This is a genomic window from Salinicoccus albus DSM 19776 (assembly GCF_000385175.1).
In the GTDB taxonomy this organism is placed as follows: domain Bacteria; phylum Bacillota; class Bacilli; order Staphylococcales; family Salinicoccaceae; genus Salinicoccus; species Salinicoccus albus.
This window is the reverse complement of record NZ_ARQJ01000016.1, coordinates 22,128-45,477: the sequence shown is the minus strand read 5'-3', so window position 1 is coordinate 45,477 and position 23,350 is coordinate 22,128. Positions and strand designations below refer to the sequence as shown.

The window sequence follows — 23,350 nt, the reverse complement described above, 5'->3', positions numbered from 1 at the left end:
TAATCGATCGACGACTTATTCAACGAATTGATGACGACCGTGGTCGGCGGACTGCGCAGGAATTGCTTCTATCCGGTTTTGAATGCACAGGCATTCACAGACATTGTCCGGTGGCGATGGCGGAGCGGCTCCACCTGTTCCCATGCCGAACACAGCAGTTAAGCGCTCCAGCGCCGATGGTAGTTGGACTGACGTCCCGTGAGAGTAGGACGCTGCCGGGCAGTGCTTTTTTTATGTTATTCCACAGTAGCTCAGAGGTAGAGCAATCGGCTGTTAACCGATCGGTCGTAGGTTCGAGTCCTACCTGTGGAGCCATATTTTTAAGATTTAAAATCTTACATATTTATATCCTGGCCCGTTGGTCAAGCGGTTAAGACACCGCCCTTTCACGGCGGTAACACGGGTTCGAGTCCCGTACGGGTCATTACCTGGAGAATTAGCTCAGCTGGGAGAGCATCTGCCTTACAAGCAGAGGGTCGGCGGTTCGACCCCGTCATTCTCCACCACGGAGGGGTAGCGAAGTGGCTAAACGCGGCGGACTGTAAATCCGCTCCTTCGGGTTCGGGAGTTCGAATCTCTCCCCCTCCACCATCTAATATTATTGGGCTATAGCCAAGTGGTAAGGCAATGGGTTTTGGTCTCATTATGCGTAGGTTCGAATCCTGCTAGCCCAGCCATGAGCCATTAGCTCAGTCGGTAGAGCATCTGACTTTTAATCAGAGGGTCAGAGGTTCGATTCCTCTATGGCTCATCAACTGACATCTTCTTATGAAGGTGTCTTTTTTTGTTTCAAGTTGGAGAAATTATTATACATATAAAATATAATTTTTACATTTTTATAAATCGTTGCATAAAAATGCTGTGTTGTATAGACTTAAGGAAGAGTTGAAATATAAAGGGGTAATTTTATGAATCATAAGGTAGATATTATAGGTGCGTCAATGTGTTTCGGCCAGCCGAAGCTGGGCGTGGATTTTGGCCCTGATTCAATCAGGTATGCCGGTCTTGTAGAGGCTTTAGAAACCCAGGGGATGAATGTTGATGACAGAGGTAATATTTCTGGTCAATATAAAGTGGACCCTGTGCATCATTCAGTAAAGGAAGAAGCTGGTCTTCTTAATTTTGAAGAGGTGAAAGATTTTAATATTGAGCTGGCTGAGGAAGTGGACAATTCGGTTGAACTGGGCCGCTTTCCTTTAATACTCGGGGGGGACCATTCCTTGTCCATCGGTTCAATAGCTGGCATCAGCTCGTACTATGAGAATATGGGTGTCATATGGTTTGATGCCCATGGTGATTTAAATGACAGCGGGAGTTCACCTTCAGGAAATATTCATGGGATGCCGCTGGCGATTTCATGCGGCCTCGGTCATGACAGCCTCGTTAATCTCCATCATCCGGATGTGAAGGTCAAGCATGAGAATGTGGTCCTGATTGGTGTCAGGGATCTGGATGCCGGAGAGAGAGAATATATCAAAGATAATAATATTCTGACGTTTACAGCGACTGATATAAAGGAGATGGGGATTGCCGAAGTGATGAAACGGGCTGTTGGCCACCTAAAAGAGCGGGAGGTCGACGGACTGCACTTGTCACTGGATGTTGATGCATTGGATCCGATAGAAACACCCGGAACAGGCACACCGGTGGATGGCGGTATGACACTTCTTGAGTCACAGGTGGCAATGTCTGTACTTTATGATTCGGACATGGTCACATCCATGGATCTTGTTGAAGTTAATCCCCTGCTTGATAATAAAAACATGACTGCTGAGAAAGCGGTGGAAACTGCCTCTTTCCTATTTGGGAGGAAACAATTGTAGACGCATGAAAAGGTACGTCACTCCTGGTGATGTACCTTTTAAAATGTGTGGCAGGTAAATATTACTCTTCTTCGCCCAAAGGCATGATCTGCACTTTATAATCGCTGACATTCTCCGCACTTTTCTTCTTGGAATTTTCTTTGACGAAATTTTTCAATTCCTTCTTGAACTGACTGAGCTCCTCTTCTTTAATGCGCAGATTATAAGACATGCTGTCTTTCTTCTTTTCATCCGGGACATACTTCAATAAATCAATATTCGGCACGACTTTTTTGGCAACTGGTTCATAAAACTTTTGTATGATACTGTTTTTTTCTTCGGTTTTGACCACATGGATAATCCCATTTTTCATAAGTTCATTTAGATGGTAGTGTATCTTTGCTCTTGGTATGTCAAGTTCATCGGCAAGATTCTGGCCCGTCTTCGGTTTTTCTCCAAGCATAGTGAGCAGTTCTATTCTAAATGGGTCGCTGACACTCTTAAGTTGAGCAAGATTTTCAATAACCAGTAATTTTTTCATGAAGAACACCCCTCCCAGAATATATTTATAGTATGATTAACAGTAAATAGCTTGTCAAATAAATTTACATTAATTTGACATATGTGATAATCCATTAATCATTTGTTGCATAATTGCGAATTTGGTATGATGAAACTGTTATAATTGTGAAAGGGGCACCATTATGATTGGTCAGCGAATTAAAGAGATACGCAACAACAATAATTTGACACAGGAAGAATTAGCGGATGGTATCATTTCCAGAACTTATCTCAGTCTGATAGAAAAAGGGAGTGTGCATCCCTCAACCAATGTTCTGATCAAATTAAGCGAACGATTGAATTGTTCTGTCAATGATTTCATGCAGGAAGTGTCCCATTTCCGCTACAATGATGTAGAGATACTGCGTGAAATTGCATATTACGAGCAAAAGATAGAGCAGGAGGATTATCAGGTCGTACGCTCATTTATTGAAAAGGAATATGAACATGTCGATCAGATCCCTGCGCACGACAGCGGCCGCATACACCTTATCTATGCAAAGTATTATAATAAGACAGGGGATTCAAGGAAAGAGAAATTGCATGTGGACCAGGCAGTATTCCTGTTATCCACCGGATCGGTCAACCAGGCATACATAGACGCAGTTGTTCTTAAGTCCGATATACTGGCTTCTAAAGGCGAAGTGGCAAAAGCGCTGGATCTGCTCGAAGATACTTTATACCTTATTTTGAAAGTATCTGACCTCGAACTTGGAATAATCAGGATTCTATTTGAAATCGCAGGATGTTATCATTTACAAAAAGAGTATTTTACTTCGGCCAGAGTGGTTGACCGCATAAGAAAACAGTCTGTAATCCTCCATATTGACTACAGGAAGGAATCACTGGATCTGCTGGAAGCAAAAAATAATGCGATGCTCGGGAACTTTGACAAGCTTGAGGATATTACTGTTAATTCAAACTTACAGTCCATGGTGCTTCTCAGCTGTTATGGCAGCTATAAGAACGGTGATATAAAAGAATTTAAAGACCGTTTCAAGTCTGCAGCATTCAATGCGGATACATTTAAGGGGGATACAGTCTTAGCCGGCATATACAGTATGCTGCAGGAACGACTGGATTTTATTTGAAATACTAAGAGAGGGACGAAGTATGCAGACAGACAATCTTTTTGAAAATATCACCACCGCCTCAATCATCACCAGCATTGTTGATCTGCTGATTGTTTGGTATGTTTTGTACCTGTTAATTACTGTGATGAAAGGTACGAAAGCGATCCAATTGATCAAGGGGATATTTTTTATATTAATTGGACGGGCAATCAGTAATTTCTTTGATCTGGCAACAACGACACAAATGTTCGACACTGTATTGGAATGGGGTTTTCTGGCAATTATCGTAATATTTCAACCGGAACTCAGACGGGCGCTTGAACAGCTTGGCAGGGGCAGTTTATTCCGTACTTCTTCGGCCAGTACAAGTTCAGACGAACATGAGAGAATGCGGGAAGCAATGGTTAAATCGATCAGATATATGGCTAAAAGGCGCATCGGCGCTCTGATTGTATTTGAAAAAGAAACAGGGCTTAAGGATTACATCGAGACAGGCATACCGATCAATGGCAATGTGTCCTCAGAACTGCTGATCAATATTTTCGTGCCAAATACGCCGCTGCATGACGGAGCGATGATCATACAAGGGGATAAGATTGCCACAGCGGCAAGTTACTTACCACTTTCAGACAGCAGTAAAATAGCTAAAAGTCTCGGCACAAGACATAGAGCAGCATTAGGTCTGTCTGAAGTTACAGATGCCTTCACGGTGGTTGTGTCGGAAGAGACCGGAAATGTTTCAGTGACATATGACAGTACGTTGACGAAAGAAATTTCATTGGAAGAACTGGATAACATGCTGCAGACCCATTGGGTCCTTCTGCCGGCATTGAAGGAAGGAGGCGGAGTATTTGCTAGAAAGTAAATGGGGACTCAGGTTTGTTGCACTCCTTCTCGCATTGTTCATGTTCCTTTCAGTCAATGATGTGTTTGAAAACGTCATAGATTCCGAAGAAGAAGATGGGGGATCAGAGGTTATAGAAGGTGTGCCGGTTGAAATGATGTATGATGAAGAGGAGTATTATGTTTCAGGTGTGCCTGAGACAGTGAATGTACAGCTATACGGCAACAATTCTAATGTCAAACGGCTGCAGACGACACGGGATTTTGATGTTGTACTGAATTTGAGCGAGAGCGGCGTCGGAGATTATGAAGAGTACTTCACCGTCCAGGGTCTGCCTGAAAATGTGACGGCGGAAGTGAGACCGGAAACTGCGAGCCTCACCATTCAGGAGCTTGTCACGGAAACATACGAAGTGGAGGCAGAGGTCAGTGAAAGCAGAATCGGCCCGAATCATCATACGACCAATGTGACAGTAAGTCCTGAGACGGTTACTGTGATGGGTGGTGAAAGTGAGATGAATCGTATACAATATGTACGTGCCACTTTGAGTGAGAGTGCGAGAATCACAGAAAATCGGGTAGAAGAAGCCGAAATCGCTGTATTTGATTCTCAGCTCAACAGGCTGGATGTCAGGGTCGATCCGGAAACGGTCAGGGTCGAGATAGAAGTCGCGGAGCGGAGCGAACAGGTTCCTGTCGATTATGAAGTGACGGGTGATGTCGCGGATGGCTATACGCTGAACGATGTCACGCTCAATTATGATGAAGTCGAAGTTTTCGGCAGTGAGGAAATTTTGTCTCAGATTGATTCTATTGATGCAGAGGTGGATGTTGAAGGCCTCAGTGAATCCGAAACTCAGGATGTAGAATTAAATGTCCCGGAAGAAGTCAGTAAAACTGAACCTGCCGTACTGCAGGCGGATATAGAAATAGCAGAAGAATGACACGCACACATAACTCAACTAAAAAGGAGAACAACATGGGTAAATATTTTGGAACTGATGGAGTGAGAGGCGTTGCGAATACGGAGCTTACTCCGGAATTGGCATTTAAACTGGGCAGATTTGGCGGATACGAAGTATCCGGTAAAAAAGATGAGAAACCTACAGTCCTTGTCGGACGGGATACCCGTATCTCAGGAGAAATGCTCGAATCTGCATTGGTTGCTGGGCTGCTTTCAATCGGTGCAGAAGTGATGAGACTCGGTGTCATCTCTACACCGGGCGTTGCCTATCTGACTAAAGAAGTCGATGCAGATGCAGGTGTCATGATATCTGCTTCCCATAACCCTGTCGCCGATAACGGTATCAAATTCTTCGGTTCTGACGGTTTCAAACTCAGCGATGTCCAGGAGAGAGAGATAGAAGCGCTGATAGATGATGACAATGATCAGACACCGAGACCGACGAGCACAGCGCTCGGACATAAATCCGATTACTTTGAAGGCAGCCAGAAATATGTAAGCTATCTCAAATCCACGGTGGACACCGACCTTGATGGGATGAAAATCGCATTAGATGGCGCTCATGGCTCCACATACAAGCTGGCGCCGTATCTGTTCGGCGATCTGGAAGCAGATACTGTCACTGTCGGGTGCAATCCGGATGGTACAAACATCAATGAGGGTGTTGGTTCGACAAATCCTGAACAGCTTGTTGAGTTGGTTAAAGATGAGGCGGCTGACTTCGGTCTGGCATTTGATGGTGATGGCGACCGGGTCATTGCCGTGGATGAAAATGGTGAAATTGTTGATGGGGATAAAATTATGTTTATCCTGGCCCAGCACTTTAAATCAGAGAATCTGTTAAAGGATGATATGGTCGTGTCCACTGTGATGAGCAACCTCGGGTTCTATAAAGCACTGGAGGCACACGGGCTCAACAGTAATAAAACAAAAGTTGGTGACCGCTACGTCGTCGAAGAGATGAAATCAGGCGGATATTCCCTGGGGGGAGAACAATCCGGCCATATTATTATGATGGATTACAATACGACGGGGGATGGCCTTTTAACAGGTGTGCATCTCGCTTCAATCGTCAAACAGTCAGGGAAAAAGCTGAGTGAACTTGCTGCACAGGTGGAAAAATTCCCTCAGAAACTTGTTAATGTGCGTGTGACTGATAAATATAACGTCGTTAACAATGAGGTCGTCTCAGCCAAAATAAGCGATGTTGAAGCGGCCATGGATGGAGACGGACGGGTTCTGGTCCGTGCTTCCGGGACAGAACCGCTCGTCCGTGTAATGGTCGAGGCAGCGACAGAAGAACTCGCAGGTGAATACAGTCAAGAAATTGCAGAGATCGTCCAAACTGAAATGGGATTGGATGAACAGTAATAAGGCAAAGGCTGGTCCATAAAATGGATCAGCCTTTTTGAATGGAAGCTGATGGAAAGTGAGAGATCAGCCGTCTCCCCGGCGTCGTCATATCGATGAGACCGAGAAAGAGGCGAGTCCCGGGATTGAGAAACTGACGAGACCGAGAGACCCCCCACGCCCCTACTGAACTTTTATATAGCGCAAATAAACACTGCCTGCTTTGATTGTTGAGTTTGATCAACTTAAAATACGAAAGTGTTTATTTGTGGAGTATGTCCCAGCTTTTTTGAATGGAGCTGAATAGTTTTCCTTGCCGGGATTGATCATACATATTGAATAAGTCACTTTAATCCATTACAATGTGAATGTTGACTAAAAAGGAGGGTCGAGGCAAGCAAGGCAATCGGAATAGCGCCTGAGCAGAATTTTAAATCTGCTGACGAGGAGGACAGTGATCGATTTTCGGCGGATACTGTCCCGGATACTGAAGTATTCGTGAAACCAGATGTTAAAGCTGTCGGGTGACCGGCAGGACAGAGCACTGGAAACTTTTCAGTGAGCAGAAAGGAAGTATGCATATGTGTGGAATTGTAGGTTATATCGGAAATAATGATGTAAAAGAGATTCTTTTAAAAGGTTTGGAAAAAATGGAGTATCGCGGCTATGACTCTGCAGGAATCGGTATCAGAGATGATAAAGACGTTAAAGTTTTCAAAGAGAAAGGCAGAATTGCAGATCTTAGAAAGAAAGTGGATATGAGCTTTGATTCCACCATCGGGATCGGGCATACAAGATGGGCGACGCACGGAGTACCGGAAGTGGTGAATGCCCATCCGCACCAAAGTTCAGACGGCCGTTTCACAATCGTCCACAACGGTGTAATCGAAAACTTTGAGCAGATCAAAAATGAATATCTCGGAGACATTGAGTTGGTTTCCAGCACGGATTCAGAAATATTTGTGGAATTGATCTCAACCTTTGCCAATGAAGGACTGACGACAGAAGTTGCCTTCAACAAAGCGCTGAAGACGGTACACGGTTCATTCGCTGTCGGACTGCTGGATGAAGCGGATGCGGAAATCATCTATGTTGCTAAGAATAAATCCCCGCTACTCCTTGGAAAAGGGGAAGGTTTCAATGTCATCACCTCCGATGCGATGGCGATGCTGCAAGTCACCAATGAGTTCATAGAATTGATGGATGGAGAAGTTGTTCTCCTTAAAAAAGATAACATCGTCATCAAAGATTCAGAAGGCAGCCCAGTGGAAAGAGATTCCTTCTACACAGAAATTGATGAAAGTGATACGGAGAAGGGTACGTATGACCATTTCATGCTTAAAGAGATCAACGACCAGCCGGGCACCATGAGGAATATCATCCAGGAATACCAGGACGCAGAAGGCAGCCTTAAAATCGATCCTGCAATCATCAAACAACTTAAAGATGCAGACAGATTATATGTCATCGCGGCAGGTACAAGCTACCATGCCGGTCTGATCGGCAAAGAATATTTTGAAAAATGGGCAGGGGTGCCGACAGAAGTCCACGTTGCTTCAGAGTTTGTGTATAATACACCGATGCTGTCGGAACACCCGCTGTTCATATTCATCTCACAGTCCGGAGAAACAGCCGACAGCCGGGCGGTACTGGTGGAGATAAAAAAACTCGGCCACCCGGCACTGACAGTGACGAATGTTCCTGGCTCCACACTGTCGCGTGAATCAGATCAGACACTGACACTGCATGCCGGTCCGGAAATCGCAGTAGCCTCGACAAAAGCATATACTGCCCAGATTGCCGTCCTCTCTATTCTTGCGCAGGTCGCAGCAAGAGAACTGGGGAGAAATACCGATTTTGACTTGATGCAGGAACTCGCAAAAGTCACCACGGCAATCACAGCAATTATCGATGATGCACCAAAGATAGAGCAAATCGTCGACGAGTATCTTAGCACCACAAGAAACGCTTTTTTCATCGGCAGAACGATGGATTACTATGTCGGCCTGGAAGGTGCGCTCAAGCTGAAAGAAATCTCGTACATCCAGGCAGAAGGGTTCGCCGGTGGCGAGCTGAAGCACGGCACCATCGCACTTATCGAGGAAAACACACCCGTATTCGCATTGGCCACCCAGGAAAAAGTGAATCTGAACATCCGGGGCAACGCCCAGGAAGTAGAGGCCCGCGGGGCAAAAGTCTGCACGATTTCAATGGACGGCCTGGATCAGGACGGTGATACTTACGTCATCCCGCCCGTGCATGAAATGCTCACACCGCTTGTATCCGTTGTCGTCTATCAGCTCATTTCCTACTATGCGGCACTGCATCGCGGCAATGATGTAGACAAACCAAGGAACCTGGCAAAATCAGTGACAGTGGAGTAATAATAGTTGAGACTTGGCACATATATGTGGCTTTGAAATAAAGTTAAACCGTTTTGAAGAAAGATGAACCGTTTCACCCCTTTGGATATGATTATCTAAAGGGGTGTTTTTATGGAAAACACTACACAAGTCTCTTAAGCGAGGTGATTTTAATTTGAGGCGTAACTATTGGTTTATTACATTGGGGATATTTTGGACCGTGATTTTTGCGGGTATGAGTTTCTATTGGGCAATGGGTGGTATGCTCGGTGTTAGATCCCTGGGTGGAGCTGTCTATGAGATATCCTTAAATCCTGATCCATCGTTCGTTATTATGACATGGCTTACCGGTTTTATAAAATTGTTTGGCGTAATATTATTGTTGATGCTTATTGTTCAGTGGAGAAAGTCTCTAATAACCAGAATGCTTTATTACGTGACGAAATTTGCGGGAGTCTTTTTTTTGTGTATGGATTTCTTAATTTCATCACAATTGCATTAAGTGCATTTAATATTTTAGATTTTGACTTAGATTCTTATGCAACGTTGCTAAGGAAAAGGTATGCCGCGCGGCTGAAAAACTGGATATGGTGAGAATGGTTTTCATGAAAGGGAACTGACGAACCCCCGAACATAATAAGAATCCATTTTGATCAATTTTTTTTCAACAGCAGGCTCTTTAATTTTCACTAAACCAAGGTTTAAAGGTATATATTGATCAAACTTTATTTTAAACTTACAATATAAAGTAGCCTAATCACATAGAAGTAATTGCTTAATCGCAGCATAAGTGCGTGTTAATATATTCGATCGGAAAACAGAAGGAGGCTTATTTAGCATGGCTAATCTAGATCAAGCGTTAAAAGAAAAAATCGGCTTGGGGACAGGTCCTCTAGGGAGCATGTTCCGCGATGTTTCTGAGGAAGAAGCTCGAGCTACTATTGAATCTGCCTGGGATCAAGGAATTCGCTATTTTGATACATCTCCTTTTTATGGGTTCGGTCTCTCGGAAATACGATTAGGGGAGGCCTTATCCAAATACAATCGAGATGACTATGTAATAAGCACAAAAGTGGGCCGGTATATTTTAGATGAAGAGGAAGAGAAATCAGGGTTGTTTGAGAATGCAAGAAAAAACCAGGCGATTACGGATTACACCGAAGATGCAACACTCCGTTCGGTCGAGCAAAGCCTTGAGCGTTTAAAAACAGATCGCTTAGATATTGTATTCGTACATGATATTTCATCTGATTTCCACGGAGATGAATGGATTTCAAAATTCGATGAAGCGAGAAAAGGGGCATTTCGTGCGCTCACACGCCTTCGTGACGAGGGAGTCATTAGTTCTTGGGGCGTTGGAGTCAATACAACAGAACCCATCGAACTGGCAATGGAATTAAATGATGCAAACCCCGATCTGTCCTTATCGGCCACTCAGTATACGCTCCTGCAGCATGAGCGTGCGTTGGAGCGCATGATGCCTGCCGCACAGGAAAAAGATGTTGGCATTGTTGTCGGTGGCGCTTATAGTTCCGGTGCCTTGCTTGGAGGGGACTATTTTAACTATGAAAAAGCTTCTCCAGAAATCAAAGCAAAGGTAGAACAACTGGAGGAAATTGCAAAACGTTACGATGTTAACTTAAAAGCGGCCGCTCTGCAATTTTCCGCAGCCCACCCTGCAACCAAAGCAGTTATCACTGGTTCTTCCCGTCCGGATAGGATCAAAGAAGACCTGGCAGCGATAAAAATGGATATTCCAGATGCTTTTTGGCAAGAGTTATTAGAAAAAGGATTCATCTCTTCTAAAGCTCCATTACCGAAGAAGCAAAAATAATTACATTGAAATGACTATATGGGATAAAAAAGCTGTTTGTACATTTCAGACCTCCTCCAGATTTTTTCATCTGGAGGAGGTCAAATCATACCGTGAGGTATCTGCCTGTATGTCTAAAATTGAACCAAACAAAAGCCCTCTGAGTGCACTCAGAGGGCTTTTGTAAATTGTTCGATTAATCTCGTGGTAAAATTTTTACGGTTGCACTTACCGGTCCTTTTTCTAACATCGGCGGCAGATAGCTGCTGTCACCATATTTTTCATTATAGGCTTCATCAATCTTTTCTGTTAATGCGGGCTCATTTTCAATCGGCTGAAATACCACATCGTACGTTTCACCGGTTATTTTTATCTTTCCGGCCTTCTGCTCAACAGCGGAATTATACCAGCGCGAATTCTGGCCATTATAAGCTCTGACATAAAGATGGTTATCAACAGCAACGGACCAAATCCATGTTGGGGTTCCAGGCGTCTTCCCATCGCTGTAAAAAGGGGAGATATACATATCATCCGCTTTGGAAAAAGCATCGATTTGTTCTTGACTCCAGTTGGCTGCCATATTTTTCATCTCCTTTGCGTATAGTTACAATAATAATACCTGGAGGGCGCTCCAGGTCAATAAAAAGAACACCAATTTATGAATGGCGTGCAGCAGTGAAAAATTAAAAAGCTCCCTTTATAGTAAATGAGAGAATTCTATTATTTCTCTGTCTGCTATAAAGGAAGCCTATCCTATTGGAACAGGAGTTTCTGATGTCTATTTTCCTTTACTGAGTGTAGCTGGAGCTGACTTCCCCATGTTGTACAATCACGTGTTCATCAGGGAATTTTTCTCCTTTGATATAGGTGTCTAGAAGGTCTTTTACGCCATCTTCAATACGTCTTTGAGCATCCACTGTCATACCGCCCATGTGAGGAACCATGGCACTTTTTGTATGCGTTAAGTTTCTCCAAGGATGGTCAGATGGAGCAGGTTGTTTGTCCCAAACGTCACCGCCGTATGCACGGATATGGCCTTCAGTATTGATTGCGTCTACTAAGGCATCTCTATCCACGACAGCACCGCGGGCAACATTGATTAGATAGCTTCCTTCTTTCATCTTATTCAAAGTTTCTTTGTCAAATAAACCTTCGGTTGAATTGGAGAGCGGTACATGAACCGTCACTACATCACTTTCTTCCAGCAGCGTGTCGAAACTTTCGGCAGCTTTGGAAATTTCAGTATCTTCTTTTTTCTGCGGGTCGTAGTGCAGAATATTTACGCCAAATGGTTTAATACGTTCAGCTACCATGTTACCGATTTTACCGAAGCCCATGATACCGATCGTTTTGCCTTCTATGTCGTAGGCATTGTTGCCGACTTTAGGCAGATCCCATTCGCCTTCACGAGCCTGACGATTTCCTTCCTGGAAGTTACGTAATAGAAGGAACATCGTCGTAACTGCGTGTTCTGCAGTACTGACCTGGTTACTTCCTGTCACTTCGACGACGGAAATATCCTTCTCTTGGGCCGCTGCTAAATCAACATGGTCCGAACCGACGCCGGCGGTGATCGACAATTTTAGATTCGGCGCTTTTTCCATGCGATCTTTGGTTATATATGAAGGCAGGAACGGTGAACTGATAACCACTTCAACGTCTTCTAAGTGCTCATCTAAGTCTTCATCGTTGTTAATAATAACGAGCTCATGGTCATCGCTTAAATGTTCTTTTAAGCCGAGTGCTTTATAGTCACTGAGTAACTGATTTTCATACTGGCCTTTTTCATCGTGCGGAACCAATAATACAAGTTTCATTATTATTTACCTCTCTTTTACATATATTAACAAATAAAACTATATCTGTTATATTCAATGATAGTTTCGAAATGGTTAAACATCAAATAATAGAGTTTATGTTCAAAAGCAATTTAGTTCTTTATTTTTACGGCAAAATAAAAATTAAATTTCAATTCTGTATTAGTGCTCTCTTTTGTTAATGCAGAATCATTCTTATACCGGAGGTTTGGACTAAATCATGATGTTTATAGGAAAGAGACAATGGGAAAGGTTTAATGACAAACGGTTAAATGTTTCACCTTTTTCCGGGAAGAACCTGAAATTGATTAGACAGACACTTAAAATATCTTGGAGGGAATGACATGGCAAAAATCACGGTAGGCACAGAAAATCAGGCACCCATCGAACTTTATTATGAGGACTACGGCAGCGGTGAACCGATTGTGTTAATTCACGGCTGGCCATTAAGCAGCCGCGCTTGGGAATACCAGGTGCCTGCGCTCGTAGAAGCGGGCTACAGAGTCATCACTTATGATCGCCGAGGATTTGGGAATTCTTCTCAAGTTTGGAATGGATATGACTATGATACCTTCGCTGCGGATTTACAACAGTTAATGGAACAGTTGGATCTTCATGATGTAACGCTTGTCGGCTTTTCAATGGGCGGCGGCGAAGTTGCCCGTTATATCGGTGCATACGGCACAGATAGAGTGAAAAAAGCTGTATTTGCCGGCGCTGTTCCGCCTTATCTGTACCAGTCCGAGGATAACCCTGAGGGTGGAATGGATGACGCAACGATAGAAGAATTTGAAAACGGAGTGAAGAACGACCGCATTGCGTTTCTTGACGGGTTTACGAAGAACTTTTTCGCTGGCGGGGATCAGACTGACTTAGTCAGTGAACCATTCCGTTTATATAATAGAGATATTGCGGCATGGGCCTCGCCAAAAGGCACACTGGATTGTATCTCTGCTTTCGGTAAGACAGACTTTAGAGAAGATTTAACCAAGTTCAATTTACCTGTCCTTGTGATTCACGGTGATTCAGATGGAATTGTACCGTTTGAAGTTAGCGGGAAGCGGACGCACGAAACCATTCCCGGCAGTAAATTAGCCTTGATAAAAGGCGGACCGCATGGTTTGAATGCAACACATGCCAAAGAGTTCAATGAAGAACTTCTGACATTTTTGAAGGACTAAGAATCTGAGCATAAACGTTTTTATAAAACTGAAACTCAAATCTGCAAACACAGGACCTATTTTGAAATTTTTTTCAAAATAGGTCCTTTTTATATTAACAAAAAAGAAAATCGCTTTGCATAGTTGATTACACAACGAATCAACCGAAGAACCCAACGGTATAACTGGTGGGGAGCTGAAATATACTTAGATCAATCTTCAGCATTAAGTTTAGCTCAAAGTTGGCAAACAACTGGAAGTGACGCTGCCGGAAGGTATGGCTGTCCATCTTGTCCATTCGGAACCCGTGCTTCGCTTTTTTGATGTAGTTTTCCATCGTGCCGCGCTTGTTGTAGGCTTTGACGATATTCCGTGGCGAAAAGGCATCCCCAGGTTGGTGATGAAAAATGAGTGGGTGAAAAACAGTTCATCTGCTTGGCGGACGGACTGGACAATCACTTTTCTGGGTATGTCCCAGGATTTCGCCTGGTATTCCGTTGCTTCAAAATGATATTCCGCCGTTGTGTGATCATTGGAATGGATATAATACAGCCGGTTGTCTTTCAGGTGCAGATGCTCGGCGATGGTCTTTAAGAACCCGACTGTTTCATCGAATTCCCGGAAGAGCAGCGTGCCCGTATCGGAAGAGAGCGGACCGCCGTCGAATGAGATTTGAGGTAAAGTAGCCATTATAAGAACCCTTTCTTTTGGTTATTTTGTGGTAATTTAACCTTATCAGAAACGGGTTTTTTTCACTTTTCAAGTGAATGGGCATTCCCTTGGAAAACCAATGAAACCGGCATTAATTGCCTGTTAATATTTTTCTATGAATAATTCAGGATTTAGTAAGTTGATGGAGGTATATTTAATCTTTCAGACCTTTTGACTTGTTCTCTATATCATTATCCATAGTTCCTATAGTTTTATAATAGCGTAAAATGAAATTGAATAAACCTGATATAATTGAACGGCTGGAAGTAACCAAACTAAAAATATTTAATTCTATTTTGGTTGGGTCTAATGATTACTTTAGCGGGAGTAGGATAATTCAGTTTCAAATGAAATAAACATCAAAAAGTACGTTTCAGAATTGAGCACCAGTAATATCGCAGAGTCTGCATCTATAACTGATAAAGAGCTGAACATCTTCACGGTGCTCGGTAACGTTTTCGTCAACTAAAAAGCATTTCAAAAATTACTTGGATAGTTTTATTTTCAATAATAATAAATAGACCTAATCCAATGTATATAACTGTTATTATCCACCTACTATAATTTTCAATAACTTCACCGACACCAGGGATATCTGATATCTTATGGGCAACAAATGCTAATACAAAAATTAACACTAAGAATACAATCAATGTTATGACTAGACTTTGAACATTCAGTGAGACAAAATAAGGAACAAATAAACCGATATTATCTGCACCACAACTCCCAATAACCACTAAAGCAACAATACTTGTCAACTTATTTAACCCTTTTTTCTGTAATTGGTTCTCAGCGTTTTCTTCTTCTGCAGAATCATCAGAAAAAAGTGTTTTAATGCCAAAATAAATAGGAATGAATCCTAAAAGTCCTAAAATCCATTTTTGTGGAACGAAACCTAACACATAAGCCAATATTAAACTTATAATAATTAATGTAATTGATCCTAGATACTGCCCTAAATAAATATTTCTGTATTGTTTTTTTGTTTGAGCTCTCCCAAAAAATATTAAGAGTATAGTGATTAGATCAATCGCAGTAGCAAAATAAAGAACTGTGGCTATTGTTATTGTTTGAAACATAACGCACCTCATTCAAACTTATTTTTGAATATATTATGGCTTGTTTATTACAAAAATACAATGGCGTTTTTGATATTGATACTAGACGGTATTCGTCTAGAAATCAGATTGCCTGCAGGGTTGTATGCATATCCGAGAGAAAAAAGAACTCGTTTTTTCAACTCGTTTTTAAAAGCAAAATGAGCCTTATTTTCCAGACGTTTTTCACACTAGGTAACATTTGCTGCAACAATTAAAAAAGCTACACAAAAAGCAGATACAGACGCTAAATAGATACTAGATTTAAAATTTATCTTTTCAGTTCTTTTAGTTATATATTTATAAATTTCATACTCTATAAGAGCCAAAGCGCTAATACCAAAGACAATAAAACCGATACCAAAAATATAACCTAAAATAGTCAATAACATCGTATACCCCCACAGTTCTTTAACTCTATCCTAACAAAAAAGAGCTTGTTCAAAACTAACGTTTTTGTCACATCCCCATTATATTTATTCCAATTTCCTTTTATAGGTTTGACGCGCTGCGTTTTTAATAATTCTAAGAGCTTTACCAAGTGAAAGTTAGTGGGTGTTGCCACTACTTCGCCTGCGCTCTAAAAAACAGTGGATATCTATTTATGCCGAGAAAACGTTTGGTGGGAAAAGCAACCCTGAATAAACCAAGAAGCCGGTAGGCAGATACCGTGAGTTATCAAGGAAGCCTACCGACAGCTTTTGGGTTTTTAGGGTTGCCGTTGGTTCACACCAAAAAGAAATTGGAATAAGTATTATTCATATCTGCAAAAATTCGTCTGCAAAAATTTTGATAATTATTTGGGATTTATTGATTATAAGATCATTTATGTTAAATTTCGGGGGAAATACATATGGTAGTAAATTATGTTTTCTAAGATTTTTAAAGTTTTTATTGCTTCAGCTTTGGTAATTTCATTAGGTTTGTTTGGTGTATCTGATGTAACAAAAGCGCAAGTTGAAAGAAGAATCAGCGGCATTTTCAGGTTTGTTCCTGGACCATTTAAAGAGTGCTGGAGATTATTATTTAAGTTTAGTAGATGAAGAAGGATTGAAACAAAAATTAAATAATAGTTCTTTGAACTTTGAAGTTGAAGATTTTATATTATATGTATAGGATTTCAATTCAATATTAGCTGGTAATCAAGGGAAAGAAGCTCAGGAAGAGTTAATGATGACTTTGGAAAGATTTGAAGATGAAGTTACACCAAAAGAAAATGGTATAGTAACTTATAGTTCAGTTGCAACAACAGTATGTAGTGCAGCGATGTCAGCTGTAGGCTTATCGAATTCAACTGTCATCGGGGCAGGGAGTCTATCCCTTGGTCTGTCAGGTCCAGCTGGTTGGGCTGCTCTGGGTGCTGCTACAGCAACTAGTGCAATGTGGACTGGTGGAAGCCTAGGTTGCTTGTCGATAAATAGGAGTGATGATAATGAGTATGACATCTAATTTTATAGATAAGTATTTCTTCACAGCGTTATTTACAATTCATTTTGTTCTGGCATCTTTTCCTATGACCGATTTCTTTAGTAAAAATATTGGTATATATACCTTTATGTCATTTATGATTATTTTATCAACTTGGTTTTTAGAGCAACTTGCTAATAAAAAAATGTCAATTAAGGAGAAGGCAATTAAGGTAGCGCCTGTTATGCTTTTAAATGCATTGCTGATTTTTGTAGTTTGTACTCTTTTTGTATTTAAATAATTCAAAAAAGAGGGGCCTCAGCCCCCTGTTTTTTTATGAATTTTGATTTTGATGTTTTTTACTATTATAAATTATTGATGATATTCCTACACCTAATGGAAACAGAGGTATAAAAATGGCACTAAAATTATTTGTATCTATAACAACAAAGTAAAGAATAAAAGCAAGTATAGATATAATAAAATATACTGGTATAAATTTAGCACTCCATAATATTGAATTGTCCATATTACCACCTACTTTTCAACTTAGAAACAGCTTGCTGCTGCCCCTGTCATACCAGTTGAGATTCCTCCAATAATTCCTCCAGCTACTGTTCCAATTCCAGGTACTGCACTTCCTACACCAGCTCCAGCTAAGCCACCTGATCCTATTCCTCCAGCTGTACCAAGTGAACATTGGAGCCAGCCGAATGGTTGGATAAGGTTTTGAAGTTGAACTTCTACTCCGTCTTCATTTTGTTCATAAACTAGGTTAATTTGATTTCCATTAGCGTCTGTTGTTTGTGTTGGCAAAGTTTCTTCTTGGTTGTTACTTGTGTCAACTAAGTAAGATTGACCATTTTCATTTTGTTCAAATGTAATTTCGTCTTCTAGATGTAATTGCATAGTACTTTCGTTGATTTGTTCTATGTATACATTTTCTTTTTGCGTTTGTTCTGCATCAACTGCTGAACTATTAAAAGTAATACCACCTAATACAAAAGTTATTACTGCAAAAACTTTCATGATGTTTTTCATTCTTAATTCCTCCTATTTTAGTATATTTAAGAGGATTTCATACTTAAAATAAAAAGTCAAATTTTGGACAAAAATATTATTACTTTCTATTTTCTTTTGATTTTGAACGAGATTTTTCGCAGAAAATATCGAGTGGATAATAAAATAATTGAAAGAAGATCACATGTAGATGTAAATGACATTACTAATCAAATTAAAGAATAGAAATCGAAGAAGAGCGCGCCCAAGAAAACAATGGTTTTGGAGCACGCTCTTCTTTATAAGTTAGTTAGATTTATGAGAGACGTACAGTTACTTCATTGACATTAACATAACTTGGTTGAGAAATGGCATAAGCGACTGCATTAGCAATATCTTCAGGTGTTAATTTTTTTCTGTTTCCTTCACAAGGAATTTTAGCACTTAAATCTGTTTCCACCATCCCTGGGGATACATTCGTTACTCTCACACCTGTATTGGCTAACTCTTTTTCTAATCCAATAGAAATCGCACGTACAGAAAATTTCGTAGCACAATAAACTGACAGACACTCGATGACTTCAAAACTTGAATCGGAGGTGAGATTCACAATGTGACCTTTTTGATTATTAACCATCTTATCAACGACTGCATTCACACCATAAAGTACGCCTTTGATACTAGTATTAATCATTTCATCCCAATTTGTTTTTCAGCTTGTTGTGACTGCGTCATCAATTGCATGTTTCTGCGTGACATTAGCTTGTATAGTAAGAACTTTTAATTCATTACTGAATTTAGAAACTAACTCATTGAGCTTATCTTGGTTCCTCGCCACAGCTACAACATTCATTCCTGGTTGTAATAATTTCGTTGTAATTGCTTCACCCTATTTTGATAATTGCTAGTAACTTTGCCAATCATATTAGTTTATGCTAATATTAGAAAATAACACGTATTAATATTTTCTAATATGATTGGGGAGGACATGATGTTAACAGTTGATGACGAATCAAAAGTGAAGCTTTTGCATGGGTTTTCGAACAAAACAAGGATCCAGATACTAGAATGTATTAAGGACGATGAAAAAACAGTCTCTCAAGTCGTTGATGAATTACAAGGAAATCAATCAAATATTTCTCAGCATCTGGCATGCTTGAAGGGGTGCGGGATTATCTCTGGACGGCGGAATGGGAAATACGTTTATTATGGATTGCGCAACCAGCGGGTGCGGGATTTATTGACAATGATTGATGTCGTTCTTGAAGATGTAGAAAGTGATATAACGACTTGTGAAAATCATATAGTGTAGGGAGGAGAAATATATGTCACAAAAATGCTGCGGACCGGATGAAAAGGATTTAATAACGGCACAAAATGACGATGCATGCTGCAGTCATCAGTCCGAAGAGATTGACAGCTGCTGTGAGAGTAAAAACGAAGAGAGTTATTCTGCTGCTGATATATCATCTGATGGAAATGACAGCGGTGGGAAGGCTGAATATCGCATATATGGGATGGATTGCCCTTCCTGTGCTGTGACAATTGAAAAGGGGCTGAATCGGCTGAATGATGTTCAGGCGGTAAAGGTCAATTATAATACGTCAAAGTTGCAAGTATCAGGCAGTACTCCCCTGGCCTCCGGCCAAATTGAAAATGAAGTTCAAAAATTAGGATTTTCTGCTGAGCCGCTAAAAGAAAATAGTCATTTCAGAACGTATGATGTTGCTGGTATGGATTGCGGAAACTGCGCACAAACCATTGAACATCATTTAAAAAATAATCCTTCCGTCAATGATGTCAGCGTCAATTTTTCAACAGGAAAAATGAAAGTGGCGCACGAAAACAGTGTGGATGACATCGTTTCTGAAGTATCAAAAATTGGATATGATGCCGCTCTGCACACAGATCGCGAAACATCAGCGGCGCATAAAGATCGGAAGGGCGGATATGGATTAATCACATTATCCGGGGCACTGATCGCTCTCGGTCTCATCAGCGCTTTGACACCGCTCCCCGTAATCCTATCGACGCTTTTATATGCAGCTGCCATCGTTATCAGCGGCTTTAAACCGATAAAAAGCGCTTATTACGCTATAAAAAGCCGGTCATTGGATATGAATGTTCTGATGTCCGCTGCAGCCATCGGAGCTGCTTTAATCGGGGAATGGTTTGAAGGGGCGATTGTTGTCTGGCTGTTTACACTGGGGACCTTCCTCCAGAACAGATCCATCGAACAGACGAGAAATTCCATTCGTGGTTTAATGGAATTAGCTCCTTCAGAAGCTTGGGTTAAATCAGGGGGAGACTTAGTTAAGCAGCCGGTCGAAGCAGTATCCCTCGGCGATACAATTGTAGTCAAGCCCGGAGATCGCATCCCTTTAGATGGTGAGATCTTGCAGGGGGAAACCAGTATTAATCAGGCACCGATAACCGGAGAATCCATACCTGTCGACAAAGTGGCTGGTGATACTGTTTATGCAGGGACGATTAATGAAAGCGGTGCGCTTAATGTAACAGTGACCAAACTGGTAAACGATACAACCATATCCAAAATCATCCATCTTGTGGAGGAAGCACAGGAACAGAAGGCGCCTGCTGAAGCATTTATCGATAAATTCGCAAGTATCTACACGCCGATTGTGTTCAGTTTGGCATTAGCCGTCATTGTTCTGCCGCCGCTCTTTGACTTTGGCAGTTGGAGCGAATGGGTATACCGAGGACTTGCGTTATTAGTTGTCGCCTGTCCTTGTGCATTGGTCATTTCAACGCCTGTTGCAATTGTTTCTGCGATCGGAAATGCTGCGAAAAATGGCATCTTAATCAAAGGCGGCACATTTTTAGAAAAAGCAGGCAATATAACATCAATCGCATTTGATAAAACAGGGACACTGACAGAAGGGGCGCCAAAGGTAACTGAAATGGAAGCATTAACAGTGCCTGAACATGAATTGATCTCTCTTGCTGTCACATTAGAAGATTATTCCACACACCCTATAGCCAAAACCATTGTCAGTTACGCCAAAGAGAAAGGCATCCCCCCGAAACATGGCGAAGCATTTCAGAATATTTCCGGCAAAGGCGTTCAGGCCACGATTGACGGACAAGTCAACTATGCTGGCAATCTGAAACTTTTTAAAGAAATGAATATCGATTTGAATGACATCAGGCCGAAGATAGATGAAATGCAGAGTCAAGGGAAAACGGTCGTGATTATCGGTACCGAACAAGCAGTACTTGGACTGATTTCTGTATCTGATACGATGCGCACCTCTGCTGTTGAGGCGTTAAGCGGTCTGAAGCATGCCGGGGTCAGCCAATTGGCCATGCTTACCGGAGATAATGAAGGCACAGCAAAAATGATTTCGGAAAAAACAAATATAAATCGCTATTTTGCTGAACTGATGCCGGAGGATAAGATAAAAGCGATCAAAGAGCTTCAGCATGAAGGACATAACGTTGCCATGGTCGGCGACGGCATCAATGATGCCCCGGCACTGGCTTCATCAGATCTTGGCATTGCGATGGGGGGCACAGGCACAGATACCGCGATGGAAACCGCTGATATTGTTCTGATGGCGGATAATCTGGAAAAACTTCCACACACCGTTAAATTAAGCCAGAAAGCAATGACGATTATCAAACAAAATATCTGGTTTGCACTCATCGTAAAACTGATTGCATTAGCCCTAATCGTGCCCGGATGGCTGACACTCTGGATGGCTGTCCTGAGTGATACCGGAGCCGCTTTGATTGTCATTTTAAATGCACTGCGTCTGTTAAAATACAAAGAGAAAAGTACCTCTTCCCAATCTGCAGACCCGCATTTAAGTAATCAGTGGAAAAGCCGTTCAGTCTAATCTGAACGGCTTTTCCACTGACGCATTCCATATCGGATAAAGGCTGCAATCAATGCCGTACCCATGCCGTGAAAATCAATAAGACAGCTGATCACTTTATATTAAATACCGGCAATGAATAGTATGAAACGAAAAAGATATATACCAGCATTCAAAACTCAAATCGTGTTGGAAATCTTGGGTCCATTATAATCAATGTGTTTATTAATTGTTGGCTTTATGTTAACTCTAAGTGATAAACTTATACTGACTGCACGAACACCGAAGTGAATATTTAATATAGATGCTATTCAGGAAGCACTTTTCCGGGCTTTACTTTGGCAGCAATACGAAAAGATTGAAAAATATACGGAAGGAGGGAACAAAATGATATTGACATTGATTATCCTGCTGATTTTGGCGGGTGGCTTTTTTATCGGGCTGAGGCGGGGGCTGGTCTATGAGTTTGTTCATTTAACCGGTTTTCTGGTTTCACTTGCCGTTGCCTATTTATATTTCACTGAGCTTGCTCCGCATTTAAGGTGGATTCCTTCTCCTGATCTGACAGGCAGCGGTCCGGGCTTTTTCTCCAATATCACAGAAGACTTTTACTACCGGACGATTGCTTTTCTGATCCTGTTTTTAGGAGTAAATATCCTATGGAATACGCTGGGTTCAATGCTCAATTCTCTGGCTGAACTCCCCGTGTTAAGAATAGTGAACCGGTGGTTTGGCGGGGCGTTTGGGTTTGTCAAAGTATATTTGATCGTTTTCCTGCTCTTGAATTTGGTGGTCCTTATACCGATTGCTTCTGCAGAAGATGCGGTATCGAATTCGGCATTGGCACAGGGGATGGTTGAGCACACGCCATTTCTTTCTGAGAAAATAGAAGAACTGTAAGGCGGTGGGATGATTGAAACAGCTTGAACATGTTCATGAAACAAAAAGGCTGATTATAAGGCCGTTTAAAATCACGGATGCAGATGCCTTATACGACATTCTGAGCGATGAAGCAGTCAGCACTTTTATCCCGCTGCCACTCATGAGCGAACCTGAAGAAGCCGTTCAGAATCTTAAAGCGCATTTTGCTGTCACGATTAAGAAGCGGGATTATTTCTTCGCGATCTGTTTGAAGGAAGATGACCGTCCGATCGGATATGCGGGTGTCGACCAAATCGGCCCGGCTTATGATTTCGGATATGCATTAAGAAGCGATTTCTGGCACAGCGGGATCACCACAGAGGCAGCCAGGCCGGTATTACAGCAGTTGAAGCAGGATGGGTATGCCTATTTGACGGCTACTCATGACGTAGATAACCCTGCCAGCGGCAGAGTAATGGAAAAGCTGGGTTTTGAGTATCATTATTCCTACGATGAAATATGGGAGAAGACGCAGCAGCTGGTGACTTTCAGAATGTATCAAATGAACTTTGACGAATCCGTGCCGACATATGAAGGATATAAGGAGAAGTATCCTTGGTATATTGAAGCATTCCATTAAAACATTTCACACAAAACAGTGGCCGTAACCCCTTGGACTGGGAATTA

Annotated in this window: 22 protein-coding genes, 6 tRNA genes, 1 rRNA gene and 3 pseudogenes; 23 read left to right on the top strand and 9 right to left on the bottom strand. The window is 41.7% G+C overall.

The window, feature by feature from the left end; all coding sequences use genetic code 11:
- The first annotated feature begins 106 nt into the window (after window positions 1-106).
- The 8 genes from rrf (at window position 107) to rocF (ending at window position 1,823) form a co-directional block, all read left to right on the top strand.
- Window positions 107-221 (top strand): 5S ribosomal RNA (gene rrf / locus G343_RS0101850).
- 19 nt (window positions 222-240) lie between these two features.
- A tRNA-Asn gene (locus G343_RS0101845) sits at window positions 241-315 on the top strand.
- Between the two features lie 37 nt (window positions 316-352).
- Window positions 353-424 (top strand) — tRNA-Glu (locus G343_RS0101840).
- A 6-nt stretch (window positions 425-430) separates the two neighbouring features.
- Window positions 431-506, top strand: a tRNA-Val gene (locus G343_RS0101835).
- A gap of 1 nt (window position 507) precedes the next feature.
- Window positions 508-591: transfer RNA gene (locus G343_RS0101830), tRNA-Tyr, on the top strand.
- An 11-nt stretch (window positions 592-602) separates the two neighbouring features.
- Window positions 603-677 (top strand) — tRNA-Gln (locus G343_RS0101825).
- A gap of 1 nt (window position 678) precedes the next feature.
- Window positions 679-751 (top strand) — tRNA-Lys (locus G343_RS0101820).
- Between the two features lie 157 nt (window positions 752-908).
- Window positions 909-1,823, top strand: a complete 915-nt coding sequence (gene rocF, locus G343_RS0101815) for an arginase (RefSeq protein ID WP_020006411.1) — start codon at window positions 909-911, stop codon at window positions 1,821-1,823.
- Window positions 1,824-1,884: 61 nt separating this feature from the next.
- On the opposite strand, the gene G343_RS0101810 is transcribed toward rocF, so the two are convergent.
- Window positions 1,885-2,343 (bottom strand): ArsR/SmtB family transcription factor, encoded by a 459-nt coding sequence (locus G343_RS0101810; protein WP_020006410.1) that lies wholly within the window; start codon window positions 2,341-2,343, stop codon window positions 1,885-1,887.
- A 163-nt stretch (window positions 2,344-2,506) separates the two neighbouring features.
- Here G343_RS0101810 and G343_RS0101805 point away from each other — a divergent pair, with 163 nt between their 5' ends.
- The 7 genes from G343_RS0101805 (at window position 2,507) to G343_RS0101775 (ending at window position 10,790) form a co-directional block, all read left to right on the top strand.
- Entirely contained in the window at window positions 2,507-3,454 is a 948-nt protein-coding gene (locus G343_RS0101805; RefSeq protein ID WP_020006409.1) for a helix-turn-helix domain-containing protein, read from the top strand.
- Between the two features lie 22 nt (window positions 3,455-3,476).
- Window positions 3,477-4,301, top strand: coding sequence for a diadenylate cyclase CdaA (cdaA, locus tag G343_RS0101800; protein WP_020006408.1), 825 nt, complete (start codon window positions 3,477-3,479; stop codon window positions 4,299-4,301).
- Window positions 4,288-5,223, top strand: a complete 936-nt coding sequence (locus G343_RS0101795) for a CdaR family protein (protein WP_020006407.1) — start codon at window positions 4,288-4,290, stop codon at window positions 5,221-5,223. The genes cdaA and G343_RS0101795 overlap by 14 nt, the downstream gene beginning before the upstream one ends.
- A 35-nt stretch (window positions 5,224-5,258) precedes the next feature.
- Entirely contained in the window at window positions 5,259-6,614 is a 1,356-nt protein-coding gene (gene glmM, locus G343_RS0101790) for a phosphoglucosamine mutase (protein ID WP_020006406.1), read from the top strand.
- Between the two features lie 560 nt (window positions 6,615-7,174).
- A complete protein-coding gene (glmS, locus tag G343_RS0101785) occupies window positions 7,175-8,977 on the top strand; it encodes a glutamine--fructose-6-phosphate transaminase (isomerizing) (RefSeq protein WP_020006405.1) in 1,803 nt (600 codons plus the stop codon).
- A gap of 214 nt (window positions 8,978-9,191) precedes the next feature.
- Window positions 9,192-9,458 (top strand): DUF3995 domain-containing protein, encoded by a 267-nt coding sequence (locus G343_RS15680; protein WP_342662096.1) that lies wholly within the window; start codon window positions 9,192-9,194, stop codon window positions 9,456-9,458.
- 336 nt (window positions 9,459-9,794) lie between these two features.
- Window positions 9,795-10,790 (top strand): aldo/keto reductase, encoded by a 996-nt coding sequence (locus G343_RS0101775; RefSeq protein ID WP_020006403.1) that lies wholly within the window; start codon window positions 9,795-9,797, stop codon window positions 10,788-10,790.
- A 175-nt stretch (window positions 10,791-10,965) separates the two neighbouring features.
- Here the strand turns inward: G343_RS0101775 and G343_RS0101770 are convergent, their stop codons facing one another.
- Window positions 10,966-11,349 (bottom strand): DUF2255 family protein, encoded by a 384-nt coding sequence (locus G343_RS0101770; protein WP_020006402.1) that lies wholly within the window; start codon window positions 11,347-11,349, stop codon window positions 10,966-10,968.
- Between the two features lie 208 nt (window positions 11,350-11,557).
- Complete coding sequence (locus tag G343_RS0101765) at window positions 11,558-12,586, bottom strand: NAD-dependent formate dehydrogenase (protein WP_020006401.1); 1,029 nt, start codon at window positions 12,584-12,586, stop codon at window positions 11,558-11,560.
- 344 nt (window positions 12,587-12,930) lie between these two features.
- Here G343_RS0101765 and G343_RS0101760 point away from each other — a divergent pair, with 344 nt between their 5' ends.
- Complete coding sequence (locus G343_RS0101760) at window positions 12,931-13,767, top strand: alpha/beta fold hydrolase (protein WP_020006400.1); 837 nt, start codon at window positions 12,931-12,933, stop codon at window positions 13,765-13,767.
- A 250-nt stretch (window positions 13,768-14,017) separates the two neighbouring features.
- On the opposite strand, the pseudogene G343_RS15675 reads toward G343_RS0101760, so the two are convergent.
- From G343_RS15675 to G343_RS0101745, 4 genes and pseudogenes are all read right to left on the bottom strand, one after another.
- Window positions 14,018-14,250: pseudogene (locus tag G343_RS15675) on the bottom strand (transposase); the annotation flags it as partial.
- 33 nt (window positions 14,251-14,283) lie between these two features.
- Window positions 14,284-14,436 (bottom strand): annotated as a pseudogene (locus tag G343_RS15880) (transposase); the annotation flags it as partial.
- A 482-nt stretch (window positions 14,437-14,918) separates the two neighbouring features.
- Window positions 14,919-15,539, bottom strand: a complete 621-nt coding sequence (locus G343_RS0101750; RefSeq protein WP_020006399.1) for a CadD family cadmium resistance transporter — start codon at window positions 15,537-15,539, stop codon at window positions 14,919-14,921.
- Between the two features lie 209 nt (window positions 15,540-15,748).
- A complete protein-coding gene (locus G343_RS0101745; protein WP_020006398.1) occupies window positions 15,749-15,949 on the bottom strand; it encodes a hypothetical protein in 201 nt (66 codons plus the stop codon).
- Window positions 15,950-16,514: 565 nt separating this feature from the next.
- Between G343_RS0101745 and G343_RS15305 the strand changes: the two genes are divergently transcribed.
- Genes G343_RS15305 through G343_RS0101735 form a run of 3 tightly spaced genes read left to right on the top strand, consistent with a single transcriptional unit; the run spans window position 16,515 to window position 17,265 of the window.
- The gene (locus G343_RS15305) at window positions 16,515-16,673 is read left to right on the top strand and encodes a hypothetical protein (protein ID WP_156823550.1); all 159 of its coding nucleotides are present in this window, start codon (window positions 16,515-16,517) and stop codon (window positions 16,671-16,673) included.
- A gap of 57 nt (window positions 16,674-16,730) precedes the next feature.
- Window positions 16,731-17,006, top strand: coding sequence for a hypothetical protein (locus G343_RS0101740; RefSeq protein WP_020006397.1), 276 nt, complete (start codon window positions 16,731-16,733; stop codon window positions 17,004-17,006).
- Window positions 16,990-17,265: a hypothetical protein gene (locus tag G343_RS0101735; RefSeq protein ID WP_020006396.1), complete on the top strand. Its 276-nt coding sequence runs from the start codon at window positions 16,990-16,992 to the stop codon at window positions 17,263-17,265. Before G343_RS0101740 ends, G343_RS0101735 begins: the two co-directional genes overlap by 17 nt.
- Window positions 17,266-17,513: 248 nt before the next feature.
- Here the strand turns inward: G343_RS0101735 and G343_RS0101725 are convergent, their stop codons facing one another.
- Window positions 17,514-18,005: a hypothetical protein gene (locus G343_RS0101725; protein ID WP_020006395.1), complete on the bottom strand. Its 492-nt coding sequence runs from the start codon at window positions 18,003-18,005 to the stop codon at window positions 17,514-17,516.
- Window positions 18,006-18,279: 274 nt separating this feature from the next.
- Window positions 18,280-18,843 (bottom strand): annotated as a pseudogene (locus G343_RS14140) (SDR family oxidoreductase).
- Between the two features lie 111 nt (window positions 18,844-18,954).
- On the opposite strand from G343_RS14140, the gene G343_RS0101710 reads away from it, so the two are divergent.
- The 4 genes from G343_RS0101710 (at window position 18,955) to G343_RS0101695 (ending at window position 23,303) form a co-directional block, all read left to right on the top strand.
- Window positions 18,955-19,275, top strand: coding sequence for an ArsR/SmtB family transcription factor (locus G343_RS0101710; protein ID WP_020006392.1), 321 nt, complete (start codon window positions 18,955-18,957; stop codon window positions 19,273-19,275).
- A gap of 13 nt (window positions 19,276-19,288) precedes the next feature.
- Window positions 19,289-21,823: a heavy metal translocating P-type ATPase gene (locus G343_RS0101705; protein WP_020006391.1), complete on the top strand. Its 2,535-nt coding sequence runs from the start codon at window positions 19,289-19,291 to the stop codon at window positions 21,821-21,823.
- Window positions 21,824-22,189: 366 nt separating this feature from the next.
- Window positions 22,190-22,702 carry a CvpA family protein gene (locus G343_RS0101700; protein WP_020006390.1) on the top strand — a complete coding sequence of 171 codons (513 nt, stop codon included), beginning with the start codon at window positions 22,190-22,192 and terminating at the stop codon, window positions 22,700-22,702.
- A gap of 13 nt (window positions 22,703-22,715) precedes the next feature.
- Entirely contained in the window at window positions 22,716-23,303 is a 588-nt protein-coding gene (locus G343_RS0101695) for a GNAT family N-acetyltransferase (RefSeq protein WP_020006389.1), read from the top strand.
- Window positions 23,304-23,350: the final 47 nt, after the last annotated feature.